The 13364-nt window shown below is 65.8% G+C and carries 14 protein-coding genes and 1 tRNA gene; 6 read left to right on the top strand and 9 right to left on the bottom strand.

The genetic code is table 11. From position 1 onward, the window contains the following. Nucleotides 1-131: 131 nt before the first annotated feature. Together queE and queC are read right to left on the bottom strand one after the other, a co-directional pair. On the bottom strand, nucleotides 132-761 hold the full coding sequence (gene queE, locus F1654_RS13625) for a 7-carboxy-7-deazaguanine synthase (RefSeq protein ID WP_150024130.1): 630 nt from the start codon (nucleotides 759-761) through the stop codon (nucleotides 132-134). Further along, nucleotides 758-1468, bottom strand: a complete 711-nt coding sequence (gene queC / locus F1654_RS13620) for a 7-cyano-7-deazaguanine synthase QueC (protein WP_150024104.1) — start codon at nucleotides 1466-1468, stop codon at nucleotides 758-760. The genes queE and queC overlap by 4 nt, the downstream gene beginning before the upstream one ends. A gap of 62 nt (nucleotides 1469-1530) precedes the next feature. On the opposite strand from queC, the gene cutA reads away from it, so the two are divergent. Beyond that, nucleotides 1531-1872 (top strand): divalent-cation tolerance protein CutA, encoded by a 342-nt coding sequence (cutA, locus tag F1654_RS13615; RefSeq protein WP_199200591.1) that lies wholly within the window; start codon nucleotides 1531-1533, stop codon nucleotides 1870-1872. A 15-nt stretch (nucleotides 1873-1887) separates the two neighbouring features. On the opposite strand, the gene F1654_RS13610 is transcribed toward cutA, so the two are convergent. Further along, nucleotides 1888-3735 carry an ATP-binding protein gene (locus F1654_RS13610; protein WP_199200590.1) on the bottom strand — a complete coding sequence of 616 codons (1848 nt, stop codon included), beginning with the start codon at nucleotides 3733-3735 and terminating at the stop codon, nucleotides 1888-1890. A gap of 90 nt (nucleotides 3736-3825) precedes the next feature. Between F1654_RS13610 and F1654_RS13605 the strand changes: the two genes are divergently transcribed. Further along, on the top strand, nucleotides 3826-4446 hold the full coding sequence (locus F1654_RS13605) for a DUF3299 domain-containing protein (RefSeq protein WP_233205311.1): 621 nt from the start codon (nucleotides 3826-3828) through the stop codon (nucleotides 4444-4446). Between the two features lie 62 nt (nucleotides 4447-4508). Here F1654_RS13605 and F1654_RS13600 read toward each other — a convergent pair whose 3' ends face one another. Both F1654_RS13600 and def read right to left on the bottom strand, forming a co-directional pair. Further along, nucleotides 4509-5231 (bottom strand): hypothetical protein, encoded by a 723-nt coding sequence (locus F1654_RS13600; RefSeq protein WP_150024101.1) that lies wholly within the window; start codon nucleotides 5229-5231, stop codon nucleotides 4509-4511. Between the two features lies 1 nt (nucleotide 5232). Then, on the bottom strand, nucleotides 5233-5748 hold the full coding sequence (def, locus tag F1654_RS13595; RefSeq protein ID WP_150024100.1) for a peptide deformylase: 516 nt from the start codon (nucleotides 5746-5748) through the stop codon (nucleotides 5233-5235). 86 nt (nucleotides 5749-5834) lie between these two features. Here def and F1654_RS13590 point away from each other — a divergent pair, with 86 nt between their 5' ends. Continuing rightward, nucleotides 5835-6971, top strand: coding sequence for a GNAT family N-acetyltransferase (locus F1654_RS13590; RefSeq protein WP_199200589.1), 1137 nt, complete (start codon nucleotides 5835-5837; stop codon nucleotides 6969-6971). A gap of 81 nt (nucleotides 6972-7052) precedes the next feature. Continuing rightward, on the top strand, nucleotides 7053-8177 hold the full coding sequence (locus F1654_RS13585; protein WP_150024098.1) for a PQQ-dependent sugar dehydrogenase: 1125 nt from the start codon (nucleotides 7053-7055) through the stop codon (nucleotides 8175-8177). Nucleotides 8178-8410: 233 nt separating this feature from the next. Here the strand turns inward: F1654_RS13585 and rpiA are convergent, their stop codons facing one another. From rpiA to glmU, 3 genes are read right to left on the bottom strand one after another with little or no spacing between them, the layout of a single operon-like run. Further along, nucleotides 8411-9118 (bottom strand): ribose-5-phosphate isomerase RpiA, encoded by a 708-nt coding sequence (gene rpiA / locus F1654_RS13580; protein ID WP_233205310.1) that lies wholly within the window; start codon nucleotides 9116-9118, stop codon nucleotides 8411-8413. Beyond that, nucleotides 9115-10593 carry an NAD-dependent succinate-semialdehyde dehydrogenase gene (locus F1654_RS13575; protein ID WP_150024097.1) on the bottom strand — a complete coding sequence of 493 codons (1479 nt, stop codon included), beginning with the start codon at nucleotides 10591-10593 and terminating at the stop codon, nucleotides 9115-9117. Before F1654_RS13575 ends, rpiA begins: the two co-directional genes overlap by 4 nt. Nucleotides 10594-10595: 2 nt before the next feature. Next, complete coding sequence (gene glmU, locus F1654_RS13570) at nucleotides 10596-11948, bottom strand: bifunctional UDP-N-acetylglucosamine diphosphorylase/glucosamine-1-phosphate N-acetyltransferase GlmU (RefSeq protein WP_150024096.1); 1353 nt, start codon at nucleotides 11946-11948, stop codon at nucleotides 10596-10598. Between the two features lie 139 nt (nucleotides 11949-12087). Here glmU and F1654_RS13565 point away from each other — a divergent pair, with 139 nt between their 5' ends. Further along, complete coding sequence (locus F1654_RS13565) at nucleotides 12088-12798, top strand: HAD hydrolase-like protein (RefSeq protein ID WP_233205309.1); 711 nt, start codon at nucleotides 12088-12090, stop codon at nucleotides 12796-12798. Here F1654_RS13565 and F1654_RS13560 read toward each other — a convergent pair. Continuing rightward, nucleotides 12777-12995, bottom strand: a complete 219-nt coding sequence (locus F1654_RS13560; protein WP_150024094.1) for a phosphoglycolate phosphatase — start codon at nucleotides 12993-12995, stop codon at nucleotides 12777-12779. The two genes, F1654_RS13565 and F1654_RS13560, sit on opposite strands and share 22 nt — an antisense overlap. Before the next feature lie 235 nt (nucleotides 12996-13230). Between F1654_RS13560 and F1654_RS13555 the strand changes: the two genes are divergently transcribed. Next, a tRNA-Val gene (locus F1654_RS13555) sits at nucleotides 13231-13305 on the top strand. Nucleotides 13306-13364 lie beyond the last annotated feature (59 nt).

Raw genomic sequence — 13364 nt, 5'->3', positions numbered from 1 at the left:
AGGCGCTGGCGCTCTGTCATGTGTCAGGCAGGCAGGGTCGCCCGCTTTGGCTGATCAAACAAGTGGAGCCCCGCACCCGCCCCTTCAAGACACCTGGCCCGGACAGCTGCAGCATACCGGTGCGAAGCACGCTACGGGGCGCCGATCCATTTGTGGGTCTGCAAGCTGAGGCGCCATTGGGGATGTTTGAGGCAGTATTCATAGGCGGCTTGCGCGTTGGCCATCTGGTCCGGGCCATCCATGGGCTGCAGGCGGAACTGTTCAAAATCAAGATGAGCGAAGCGCTCAGGCGGGGCGTCAGCCTGGGGGTAGACCAGCTTGAGCTCGTGGCCCGAGGTCTGGCGCAAAGGCGCGGTGGATTTGGGACTGACGCAGATCCAGTCAATGCCCGCGGGGGCTTTGATCGTGCCATTGGTCTCCACCGCGATTTCGAAGCCGGCCTTGTGCAGGGCGCTGATCAGCGCCTCATCCAGCTGCAGGAGCGGCTCGCCGCCCGTGCACACCACATAAGGCTCACCCCCGTCCGGCCACAGCTTGCGGACGGCGCCTGCGAGCGCTTCGGGGGTCGCGAACTTGCCCCCGCCAGGGCCGTCGGTTCCAACAAAATCGGTATCGCAGAAGCGGCATACGGCGCTCATGCGGTCACGCTCCAGCCCGCTCCACAGATTGCAGCCGGCGAAGCGCAGGAACACCGCCGGGCGCCCGGCCTGGCCGCCCTCGCCCTGCACGGTGAGGAACATCTCCTTGACCGAATAGGTCATGTCGCGCCCGGCCCCCGCCATGCCGCCCAGCCGCCCGCACGCAGCCCGCAGGCCGGACAGTCACCGCAGCCATAGCCCCAGTCGTGACGCGTCTCACGATCGCCGCGATAGCAGGTGTGGCTATGCTCCACGGTCAGATCGACCAGCGCGTCCCCGCCCAGCTCATGGGCCAGCGCCCAGGTCTCGCCCTTGGTCAGATGCATGAGCGGGGTGTCGATGGTGACGGGGCTGTCCAGACCCAGCGACAGGGCGCGCGCCTGAGCGTCGATAGTGTCCTGCCGGCAATCGGGATAGCCTGAATAGTCCGTCTGGCACACGCCGGTGACCAGCACTGGCAGGCCCCGGCGCCAGCCATGGGCGGCGGCCAGGGTCAGGAACACCAGGTTGCGTCCCGGCACGAAGGTATTGGGCAGGCCGCGCGCATCCATCTCGAAGGCCATGTCGCGCGTCAGCGCGCTTTCGGCCAGAGCGCCATAGCCGGTGATATCCACCACGATGTCAGGACCCAGTCGCGGCGCCCACCGAGGAAAATGCGTCGCTATCGCCTCGCGCACCGCCATGCGCGCTTCCATTTCCACGCCGTGGCGCTGGCCGTATGTGAAGCCAATGGTCTCCACATGGCCATACCGCGCCAGCGCCCAGGCCAAGCAGGTGGCCGAATCCTGTCCGCCCGACAACAGCACCAGGGCGCGCGCATCATGATCCATCGCATACTCCATCGCGCCCGTGTATATCCGGTTGCTGAACGATGTCTGCAAGGAGATGCGTCATGACCGCCAGTGCGATGGGCCTGCTCTACACCACCTGGCCGGACGCTCAGAGCGCCGAAACCGCTGCCGAGGCGGTGCTGGCCGAGGGCTTGTGCGCCTGTGTGAACATACTCGGCGAGAGTCGCTCGCTGTTCCGCTGGGAAGGCGAAATGCGCAGCGAACGCGAAATCATCGCCCTGTTCAAGACATCTGCGGGGAAGGCGTCAGCGCTCAGCGACCGGATCGCGCGCCTGCACCCGTATGACGAACCGTGCATTATCGACCTAGCCGTCAGCCCGGAAGGCAGCTCGGACGGATTTCTGGCCTGGGTGCGCGGCGAAGCAGGCGCGCGGCCGGGCTGATCACAGCTATCTGGATCAGGCTATGCGGCGCAGCGAGGCGGCGGCGGCCACGTCGCCGGCCAGCGCCTGCTCCAGTGCGGACTTCAGGTGATCGGCCGAGACAGGCGCGCGCACCTGGGTCTCATTGGCTATCTGGCGCACCGGCTCGTCAAGATCATGCACCAGGCGCACCACCGGCGTCATGGACGCGGTGGACGGCAATGAGCGCACATCATCCGCAGCCTCTTCGGGTTCGCAATCCTCAATGGCGAGGCCCACCACGACCGCATCATAGGCCGCCGCCCCCAAAGCCGAGACCAGTTCCGGGCTGGAGCCTACACAGGTCACCGCGCAGTTGAAGGATTTGAGATAGCCCAGCAGCACCGAGCGGCGGGCCGGGTCGCTTTCCGCCACCAGCATGCGCAGACGGCGCAGGGTCAGGCTGAGCGTCTCGCCATCCGCATATCGGTCCGCCTTGACCGAGACCGGCAAGGTGATGTCGAACCAGAACACAGAGCCCTCATCCGCCGGACCGGGCTCATAGCCCACCCGGCCCTGCATCAGGCCCGCCAGGCGCTTGGTCAGATGGAGGCCAAGCCCGGTGCCATGTTCACGGATGGACGGATCCACGACATCCTGGGTCAGGCTGTCGAACAAGCGCGGGCGTGCGCTTTCAGGCACGCCCGAACCGGTGTCCCGCACGATGACATGCAGGCGCGCCGCACCGGCATTGTCCAGCTGTGTGCGCAGGGTGACCTTGATGGAGCCCTCTTCGGTGAAGCGGATGGCGTTAGCCACGAAAATACGGGTCATCTGGAAAACCCGGCCCTCATCGGCGCGCAAAGCGCGGCTGCTCTCGCCTTCCAGCTCCACGTCGAGACGCAACCCCTTGAGTGCGGCCTGGGGCTCGAACATGCGCCGGGTCTTTTCCGCCAGCGCCGCCGCGGTGACGTCTTCCAGATTGAGCTCAAGGCGGCCCGCCTCGATGCGCGCCACATCCACCACATCCGACAACATGCAAGCCAGCGACTGGCCGGATTCGCGCACGCGCTTGGCCATGCGAGCGGGCTCGCCTTCAAGCCCCGCCTCCTCAAGAAGATGGGCCATGCCCAGCACGCCATTGAGGGGCGTGCGCAACTCATGGCTCATATTGGCCAGCACAGCAGCATTGGCGCGCGCCTGATCTTCGGCGCGGCGGGCGGCCAGATCATTGTGCTCGGCCAGGCGCATCATGGCGCTGGCCTGAGCCTCGGTCTGGCGGCGCACCTCCTCCAGTTCGAAATTGGAGCGCACAGCATCGGTCAGCGTGGCCGAAAAGCCGCGCGCCAGCTTGCAGGTCACCACCAGGAACAGAACCATCAAGCCTGCGAAGAGATATCCGTACAGCCCGCCCTGATAGGCCATATAGCTGGCGCTGATCAGCATGGCCGGAGCGTTGTAGGCGAGCACCGCCTGGGGCGCCGCCGCAGAGGTCAGGGCCGAGCCCGCCGTCATGCCGCCAATCATCACGATCGCCGCCGTCAGCGCAAAGGCCGAGGCGCCCTCGCCCACCATCCAGGGGGTCACGCCCCACAGCGAGCCCATTACAAAAGACAGGGCCAGGAAGGCTCCCATCATCCGCCGGCTGAGCGCCTGGCCAGGTTTGCGGGCCGGCATCAGCACCGCCAGGCGCAGCCCGGATACGACCACCACAGCCGCCAGCCATGCGGCCAGCACAAGAGGGCTGACCCCGCCAGCCAGGAACACCGCCATCACAGCAGCATTGAGCACGTTTACTGGTCCGGACGTCAGCCCGCTGCGCGCAATCAGTCTCAGGCGCGCATCACGTACACGTTGGGAAATATCGTCCTGGCGCACACTCGCGCCTGCGGCTTGCTCGCCCATGCCATCAACCCTGTCTGCACCGCCTCTGTGTGCGGTTTTCTGACGCCATATCTGCCAGAGAGGTCTTAAAACGCGGTGCATGAGACGTTTATGATCTGGCAAGACGCTATGGAGCGCCCGTCCATGATCCGCACACTTTTGGCCGCCGCCTGCCTTGGCGCCCTGGCGCTTGCCGGGTGCTCGGACGCGCCTGAAAGGCCGCCCTCGACCCGTGCGGCCGACCTGACTCCGGTCGACCCGTCCGCTTCAGCTGAACTGCTCAGCTGGCAGGATCTCATCCCCGATGACGAACTGGAAGCCATGCTGGCGCTCAATGAGGGACGGCGCGACCCCTCCTTGATGAGCCGTTTCCTCAATCAGGAAGGCCTGGTCGACGGCCAGACGGGCACGTTCAATGTGGTGGAGGAGCTCGAAGGGCTCATCGTGCGCATGCCCGGCTATCTGTTGCCGCTGGAATATGAGGAGCGCGGATCCGCACGCGAATTCCTGTTCCTGCCCTATCATGGGGCCTGCATCCACTATCCCGCCCCGCCGCCCAACCAGATCGTCTATCTGCGCTCCATCGATCCGATCCGGTTCAACGCGCTGTGGGATCCGGGGGGGGGGGGGGGCCCAAGGCAAAGCGGGGGGGCCGACACCAACGGGGCGCCCATCCCCTCCTCCATGACCGTGCGCTCGGTGGAGCCCTATCGCGGCGGACGGCCGCGCTGACATGACAAACCCCCGGCGCCATGCGCCGGGGGTCATCACTTCAATCGGCGTCCAGTCAGGACTTATTCGTCTTCCCAGCCCCAAGGCGTGGGCGGCGTGTCGACCTCTTCGGTCAGGTCGAACGTGACCTCGAAGAAGCGGTTCTCACGGGTCAGCCGGTAATAGAAGGCCGTCTCGGTCAGTTCCATGATCCAGATATTGGTGGCCGATTCGGGAATGCCTTCGCGCACGAACAGCTCCTGGCTGAACGTATCGACCACGAAGTCGGCGCGCGCGCCGGCCGGGGGCATGACAGTCTCGCCGCCATACTGGGTCAGCACGTCTTCAGAGCCGTCTTCCTTGCGATGATCATGCTTCAGGCGCAGCCGGCCATCGTCCAGGCGGGTGATCAGCCAGGTGCGCGAATGGTCATCGCCCACATGGAAGGGCACGCGCACCTCGTCCTCGAAGCACTCGCGCACATGCATCACCAGATCGCGCCCGGCGAAGGCCTCATCGCGCGGATCGTCCGGGCTGGTGATGGAGCCGGCGAAGGACTGGCCGCAAAGCGCGCTGAGCCCTTCGATCAGGCCAGCAGGCCCGGTGAGTTCATCGACAGCATCGTCAGCCGCATCGGCGACATCAGACACCGCATCGTCCAGCGCCTCATCAGCGCCTTCAATGGCCTCTTCGGCCTGCTCGGCGAGGCCTGCGGCCTCGTCTTCAACCGGATCGGAATCCGGCGCGCCATTGCACGCCGTCAAAGCCAGCGCGCATGCGCCCGCCATCAGTACCGCATATTTCATATCAGGCAGCCTCCCCTTTGGACTTCACGAGTTTCTGGACACGCCTGACCGCGCGGTCACGCTTCAGGCGAGAAAGATAATCAATGAACACCACGCCTTCGAGATGGTCCATCTCGTGCTGGATGCACACCGCAAACAAACCCTCGGCGATTTCCTCACGAGGCTCGCCGTCATAATCGAGATAAGTGACGCGCACCCGGGCGGGCCGGTCGACCTCGTCATAGATTTCCGGCACGGACAGGCAGCCTTCCGAGTAGGGCTTGAGCTCCTCGGTCAGCGGCGTGATCTGCGGATTGACGAAAAAGCGCGGCTGGTCGCGCGTGTCAGAAAGATCCATGACGATCACGCGCTTGTCCACGCCGATCTGGATGGCGGCCAGCCCAATGCCGTCAGCCGCATACATGGTCTCGGCCATGTCATCCATCAGCACGCGCAAGGCCTCGTCCACGCGCTCGACCGGCTTGGACACCAGCTTCAGGCGCGGATCAGGCACTGTGAGGATCGTGCGTACAGTCATGCTTTACACGTAAAGCCATTAAGCTTGGCATTCAAGCGGTCCGGCCCTTGCAGGACATGGCTCCGGCTAGGCGAAGGAGGCCCCTCATGCGCCTGTTTGAGACATCCATGGCTGCGTTGTGTGCGCGCGACCGCGAACTCTGGCGCGCTTATGCTGCGCCAGACGGACGCCTTGTCAGCCCCTATCTCCTGCCCGAATTTGCTGATCTGGTTGATGCCGAACGCGGTGATGTGCGTGTGGTGATCGCCGGTGACGCCGCCCGCCCGGCGGGCTTTTTCGCCTGCCATTGCGGGCCGGATGGCGTCATCCGCCCGGTGGGGGCGCCGCTGTCAGACTATCAGGGCTTTGTTGGCCGGCCCGGACTTGAGCTGGACGAACGCGCCATAATGAATGTGCTGGGCGCCCATGCCCTGGTTTATGACAATTGGACCGGCGCCGCGCCGGGCAAGGTGCGCACGCGCGAAGGCTCCCAGATTATCGATCTCACCGCCGGTCCGGACGCATGGCTGTGCAATCGCCGCAATTTGCACCGCGCTCATTTCAAGAAACTGGACCAACGCGCCCGCAAGGCCGGGCGCGAGTTCGGGCCGGCGCAAATTGTCTTTGGCGACCCGAATGGAGAGCGCTATGAGGCGCTCAAGGCATGGAAGAGCGCGCAATACCGCACCTCGGGCCTGCTCGACCTGTTTGATGTGCCCTGGATCGAGGGGGTGTTCGCCCGCACTGCCGCGCGCGCTTTCGGTCCCTTCCGCGGCATGGTCGCCTCGCTTTATCTGGGCGAGGAACTGGCGGCCGTTGAAATCGGTCTTTGCGCCGGAAGCGTGTATCATTCCTGGATACCCGCCTATGACCCTCGATTTGCATCGGTCTCGCCAGGGCTGCTGCTTCTCAACGGCATCATCGCCAATTCTGAGGCGCTGGGCCTGACTCGAATCGATCTGGGCAAGGGTGAGCAAGACTACAAGCGCTATTACGCCGACTACGCCGCGCCACTGAGCGCCGGACGGCTCATGCGCCCGTGCATGGCGGCGGCCGGCGCGGGCTTCTGGTCCCTGGCCGAGGCTGCAGGCGGGGTTCTGCCCGAACCGCTGTCCAGCGCGCCGGTCAAGCTGCGCCGGCGCTGGTCGCATACAGCGGCTGCCGAACCGGCCTTCCCGTCGCGCGTGAAACGCATGGCCAGCGCTTTCGCCAGCGCGCCCCGGCGTCTGGCCCATACCGGTTGATCCTCACGCAAGCGTCAGTTTCCTTTTGCCCGCGGGCGCCTATGTAGGGGGGTGTCCGTTTCTGGCAGAAGGAGACCCGTTATGATGAGATTGAGCGCCGCCACCCTGATGGCCGCCGCCCTGACCGCCCCGGCCCTGGCTGATCAGGTCCATGAAACCGAACAGGCCAATTTCACTGTTGAGACCATAGCGCAGGGCCTCGCCTTTCCCTGGGCCATCGATTTCCTGCCGGACGGATCCAAGCTGGTGACCGAGCGCGATGGCCGCCTGCGCGTGATCGAAGCGGACGGAACCCTGCGCGCCGAACCTGTGGAGGGCCTTCCCGATGACCTTATCGTCATTCGTCAGGGCGGCCTGATGGACGTACAGATCGCCCCCGACTTCGCGGATACCCGCCAGGTCTATTTCAGCTATGCGCAGGGAACCGATGACGCCAACGGCACCGCTCTGGCGCGCGGCGTGCTCAGCTCTGACATGAGCGCGCTGGAGGACGTCGAGGTGCTGTTCCGCGCCAATTTCGACAAGAGCCGCGGCTTCCATTTCGGCGGGCGCATCCTGTTTAATGACGACGGCACGCTGTTCCTGACTCTGGGTGATGGCGGACGCTATCAGGACGAGGCCCAGAACCCTGAAAATCATCTGGGCACGGTCGTGCGCCTGAACCGCGACGGTTCCATCCCGGCGGATAATCCGGCCATCGAGAATGGCGCGCCGGGCGTGTTCACCTTCGGCCACCGCAATGTGCAGGGCATTGCGCGCAATCCGGCCACCGGCTCGATATGGACCAGCGAGCACGGCCCGCGCGGCGGGGACGAGATCCATATCCTGGAGCCGGGAAACAATTTCGGCTGGCCGGTGGTGACCTATGGCATCAATTATGACGGCTCGATCATCACCGAGGAGCGCGAGCGCCCCGAGTTTGTCCAGCCGATCTGGTACTGGACGCCCTCCATCGCGCCGGGCGGCATGGCCTTCTATACCGGCGAGGCCTTCGAGCACTGGCGCGGCGATCTGTTCCACGCAGCGCTGGCCGGCATGACGATCCAGCGCATGGAAGTTCATGGCGACCGGGTGATCGGCATTGAGGACCTGCTCACCGATCGCGAACAGCGCTTCCGCGATGTGCGCACCGGCCCGGACGGCTTCCTCTACATCCTGGTCGACGACGTCGAAGGCGAAGTACTGCGCCTGGTCCCGGCGCAGTAGCACGAGGCGGCGGCGCTCTTTTCCTGTCGAGGGGGAGAGAGCGCCGCACTTCGCCTTCCCGCAATAACCGTCGCACAATCGGCAAACACAGGAACCCATCCCCCATGGTATCCAACCGCCTCAGCGGTAGCTGATGTCCGGTGGATGGAGCCCCGCTCTCCTGCGCATCAAGTCCGAAGGCTGGCCGGGAAGGGAGGAAACGATGCGGGATGAAAATTCCGGCGAAGCCGCCCCTAAATCTCCAGCACCTCTGCACCGTCTTCCTCGCCAACGATGACGGTGCGGGCCAGGCCTATGAACAGGCCGTGCTCCATCACGCCGGGGATCGCTGCAAGGCGCCGGGCGGTGTCTTCTGGATTGGGCAGCTCGCCGCATTCGCAGTCCAGGATGAAATGACCGCCATCGGTCACGAAGGGCGCTGGACCGTCTCCGCGCCGTCTCAGGGCCACGTCCGCGCGCGGCGCGCCCGAAGCGCGCAGGGCGTCAAACACCTTCTTGGCGGTGATGGTGAAGGCGAACGGGTCGACCTCCACCGGCAGCGGGAAGGCGCCCAGCGTCTCCACCAGCTTGGTCTCGTCAATGACCACGATCATGCGGTCCGAGGCGTGGGCGATGATCTTCTCGCGCAACAGGCACCCGCCCCCGCCCTTGATCAGGCGGAAACGCCCGTCCACCTCGTCAGCGCCATCCACGGTAAGGTCGATGCGGCTGGCCTGATCCGCCGGGATCAGCGGCACGCCTGCAGCTTGGGCGGCGCGCTCGGTCATGGATGAAGTGGGCACGCCGCGAATATCGCTGAGCAAGCCCGCCTTGAGCGCCTTGCCCAGCCGATCGATGAAAATTTCCGCCGTGGAGCCCGAGCCCAGGCCCAGGATCATGCCGCTCTCGGCATAGTCCAGAGCGGCCTCGGCCGCATGGGCCTTCATGGCGGCGGCGCTCACTTGTCCACCCCGCCCAGTAGCACGAATTTCAGCTCGGTGAATTCCTCCACCCCCCACTTGCCGCCCTCGCGGCCAATGCCCGATTCCTTCATGCCGCCAAAGGGCGTGGCGGGCGAGCCGACCATGGGGGCGTTGACGCCCACCATGCCAAATTCCAGCGCCTCGCTCATGCGGTGCACCCGGCCCACATCGCGGGTGTAGAGATAGGCCGCCAGACCATAGCGCGTATCATTGGCGAGCCTGATCATCTCCGCCTCGTCCGCGGCGCGGTAGACCGAGGCCACGGGACCGAAAATCTCGTTGGAAGCCATGGACAGAGAGACATCGCTTCCGCCCTCGATCAGGGTCGGCGCGTAGAAGGCGCCGCCCATCTTGCCCGCCAGCGACTGGCCGCCGGTGATGATTTTGGCGCCGCGCTCGCGCGCATCGTCCACCAGGGCCGCGACCCGCTCGACCGCTTCATCATGGATCAGCGGGCCGATATCGGTGCGCTCTTCAAAGCCGGAGCCTACTTTCAGCTTCTCCACCCGAACCCTGAGCGCCTTGATCAGGGCGTCGGCCACGCCCTCCTGGGCGATGATGCGGTTGGCTGACACGCAGGTCTGACCCGCCGCGCGGAACTTGCTGGCCATCACCCCGTCGGCGGCGGCCTCCACATCAGCGTCGTCCATGATCAGGAAGGGCGCATTGCCGCCCAGCTCCAGAGAGACGCGCTTCACCCCGTCTGCCGCCTGGCGCATCAGCAGCTTGCCGACCTCGGTCGAGCCGGTGAAGCCGATCATGCGCACGGCGTCAGCCTTGGTCATGACGGGGCCGAGCGTTTCGGCCTCGCCACAGATCACATTGAAGACACCCGCCGGGAAACCGGCCCGCTTGGCCAGCTCTGCCAGCGCCAGCGCAGAGAGCGGTGTTTCCGGGGCCGGCTTGACCACCACCGTACAGCCCGCCGCCAGCGCCGGGGCGCATTTGCGGGTGATCATGGCGGAGGGGAAATTCCACGGCGTGATGCAGGCCACCACCCCCACCGGCTGGCGCAGCGTCCATCCGCGCGAGCCGGGAAATGGCGTGCTCAGCGTTTCGCCATGCACGCGCATGGCTTCTTCCGCCGACCAGCTGACAAAGCCCGCGCCATAGACCACCTCGCCGCGCGCTTCCTTCAAAGGCTTGCCCATCTCAGCGGTGATGATGGCGCCCAGATCGGCCGCGTGCTCCACGATCAGATCGTGCCAGCGCCGCACCAGCCGCGCACGCTCATAGACCGAGACCTGTTTCCAGCTGGCGAAGGCGCGCGCGGCAGCGTCCACCGCCCGGTGCGCTCCGCCCGCGCCAACATCAGCCACCTTGGCCACCAGCGAGCGGTCAGCGGGGTTTCGCACCTCGAAAAAGTCCGAGGAATCCAGCCAGCCGCCATCCACAAAGGAAGCGGTCTTCAGGAGCGACGGGTCTTTCAGGCGGTCCTTGAGGTCAGTGGTCATACTCACTCCGTGGCTTTCGATTTTTTCGCGCTCATGGCGGCGCGGAAGCGGGCGGCCCAGCCGGGCTTGGTCTCCTGACGCGCGCGGGCCAGACCCAGCGCGTCATCGGGCACGTCAGAGGTGATCACCGCGCCCGAGCCGGTCATGGCCCCGCGCCCGATGGTCACGGGAGCGACGAGCGAGGAGTTCGAGCCGATGAAGGCGCCCTCCCCGATCACCGTCCTGTGCTTGAAATAGCCGTCATAATTGCAGGTGATCGTCCCGGCGCCGATATTGGCCTTGGCCCCCACATCGCTGTCTCCGATATAGGCCAGATGGTTCGCCTTGGCCCCGGCGCCAAGGCGCGATTTCTTCACCTCGACGAAATTTCCGATTTTCGCGCCCGTCTCCAGCACCGCGCCCGGGCGCAGTCGCGCATAGGGACCCACCTCGCAAGCCTCGCCCACGCGCGCGCCTTCCAGATGGCTGAACGCCCGGATGCGCGCGCCCGAAGCGATGGTGACCCCGGGGCCGAACACCACATGGGGCTCGATCTCCACGTCGGCGGCGATCTGGGTGTCATGGCTGAACCAGACCGTCTCCGGCGCGGTGAGCGTCACCCCTGCGGCCATGGCTTCAGCCCGGCGCCGGGTCTGGAAGGCGGCTTCGGCGGCGGCGAGATCGGCCCGGTCATTGACGCCAAGTACTTCGGACGCGTCCGCGCGCACCGTGCGCGCTTGCAGTCCGTCGCCGCGCGCCAGCGCCACAATGTCGGTGAGGTAATACTCGCCCTTGGCGTTGTCATTGGTCAGACGCGACAGCCAGCCCCAGAGCGTCTCGGACCAGCACGCCATGACGCCTGAATTGCACAGGCGCACCGCACGCTGGGCGTCGCTGGCGTCCTTGGCCTCGACAATGGCGTCCAGCACGCCGGGCGCCGATTCGATCAGGCGGCCATAACCGCCCGGCGCGTCCGGCTCGAAGCCCAGGACCGCCACCGCCGCATCATCCAGCGCGGCGAACACCGCCTCGACAGTTTCAGCCCTGATCAGCGGCGTGTCGGCATAGAGCACCACTACATCGCCCTCAAACCCTTCAAGCGCCTCTTGCGCCTGCTGAACCGCATGGCCGGTGCCCAGCGGCGGGTCCTGCAGAGCGGTCAGGGCGCCGGCTGCTTCGGCGCGTTCGCGCACGGCCGGGCTGTGAGCGCCCCAGATGGTGACGACCCGCTCCGCGCCGGCGGCGCGGGCCAGATCCAGGCTCCAGTCCAGCATGGCCCGTCCGCCCACCGCATGAAGCGGTTTGGCCAGAGCGGACTTCATGCGCGTGCCCTGGCCGGCGGCGAGGATCACGGCGGCGCGGGGTCGGCGGGTCATGGCGGCTCCTGTGCCGGAATCGGCGCGCCCTCTGTATAAACGATACGCACGGGCGCCAGAACGGCCCTATAGAACACAAACCATCCTTTTGCATGCCCAAGGCGCAAGCGCGCCCAGCCTACGTCCGGGAGGACAAGAGTTGAGCCTATACCCAGCCCTGTCCGGCGCGCGTCTCGCGTTTGATCTCGACGGCACGCTGGTGGACACCGCGCCCGATCTTGTGCGCGCGCTGAACGCCTCCATCACGCCCTTCGGGCTGGACCCCGTGCCGCTTGATGATGTGCGCGCCATGGTCGGCCGCGGGGCGCGCGCGCTCATCGAACGCGCCTTCGAGCGGGCCGGGCGGCCTCACCCGCCGGAACAGGAACTCACAGACGCGCTTGAGCTGTTTCTGGCGGTCTACCGCGACGGCATCGCCGATCTCTCCCGGCCCTTCCCCGGCGTGGAAGAGGCGCTGGAGACGCTGGCGGGCGCGGGCGCGCGGCTGTCGGTGTGCACCAACAAGCCTGGCTGGCTGGCGGTTCCCTTGCTCGAGGCGCTTGCCATGGCCGGGCGCTTCGAGCGCATCACCGGGGCGGAGGATGCGCCGGCGAAAAAGCCCGATCCGGCCCATTTCTTCACCGCCGTGGGCGGCGGCCCGGCCGGGGCGGGCGATATCCTGGTGGGCGATTCCAGCGTCGATTACGACACCGCGCGCGCAGCGGGGGCCGGTATCGTCCTGTTTGAGCTGGGCTATAACGAAAAACCGGTCAGCACCCTGGGCGCAGACCGGTTGTTCGATGCGTATGGAAGTCTGCCCGCCCTGCTGGACGGGCTGGTCACTGCGCGTCAGGCGCTGCGGCGTTCCTGACCACGATCATTGGCCGGACGCGGCATGCCGTTGACCATGTTGGAGCGCACATCGGTGCGCGCCGAACGCATGGCGGGCATGAAGCCGGCTTCCTGCAGCTCGACGGACACGTCATAGCCGCGCTCTTTCCAGTAAGCTTCGATACGTTCTTTCAGGCGCAGGGCGCCTTCGCGGGTGCAAAAATCATTGCTGGCCATGGGGAGCACCTCCTTGTCCGCGCGCCACCAGTATCGCGCGGCGGGTTCGTTGTTGGATCGGAAACGGCCTGTCTGAACCTTTGTCCTGCAGGCTCTGCACGGCTCTATAGGTGATATTTCTTCTTGACGGAAGTGTGACGGGGCCATGGCGGCAAATTTTTTTATCCCCGCCTGTTCCTGCGCCCGGACGCTTGACCGGGCGCCGGGGCCACCGTATACGCCCTCTTCTCTTTTCGGGCGGTTAGCTCAGCGGTAGAGCACTTCGTTCACACCGAAGGGGTCACTAGTTCGATCCTAGTACCGCCCACCATTTCCCCCATTCAGGGGGCTTCTCACACGATTGTGAAGCTTAGTACCGCCAGAGCCCGG

Source organism: Alkalicaulis satelles (assembly GCF_008630495.1).
Taxonomy (GTDB): Bacteria; Pseudomonadota; Alphaproteobacteria; order Caulobacterales; family Maricaulaceae; genus Oceanicaulis; species Oceanicaulis satelles.
This window is presented reverse-complemented; position numbering and strand designations above follow the sequence as displayed.